The sequence below is a fragment of the Polaromonas sp. P1_G2 genome, from assembly GCF_056405515.1.
On record NZ_JBFUBY010000794.1, the window covers coordinates 1 to 557 of the forward strand.

The 557-nt window shown below is 57.8% G+C and carries 1 protein-coding gene; it reads left to right on the forward strand.

The features are described 5' to 3' along the window. Positions 1–354 precede the first annotated feature (354 nt). Positions 355–557 (forward strand): hypothetical protein (locus tag AC1D0P_RS27630; protein ID WP_477679650.1); only part of this gene is annotated, 203 nt, incomplete at its 3' end.

Consider the following 557-nt stretch of genomic DNA (forward strand, 5'->3'; position numbering starts at 1 on the left):
GTCCAGGCCTATTCCGACGTGGAAGCGCCGCTGCGATCATGAATCGGCGCACCTCATCTCAATGAAGAGAAGCAGGCTGTCGTGCTGGCAGCCTGCGCGTTGCATGTGTGCAATATGCGGAACGCAAACGGTCCGGGCGAGAAATTCCTTTGGCTTGTCCGGGGCACCGACGTAGTTGGGCATCCCGTAGGCTTGATATGAAACGCCGCACAAATGAATTCAATGTCGATGATAAAGGACAACATGGTGTCATACACGGGGTGCAGATGCTCCGGAAACTTGGCTCACGGCCAATCTTGAACGCGCTTTTTCGCGTCCGATCAGCGCCGCTTCAGCCACCATATCCGGACATCGATGTCCTCTTTCCGCAGTCGTCAGGCGGGTGGGATGCTTTCGTTGCGCAAATGCACCTGTCTCTCCATCCTGATCGTTGCTGCGTGCCGGATCTTCACCACGCGCCTGATCCGTTGCGTCGCCGAGGCCGCGAGGGTGCTGCGTATGCTGCTGAATTCCTCCGGCCGTGCACTGAGTCCGAAGAAATGCTCGATGGCCTGGAC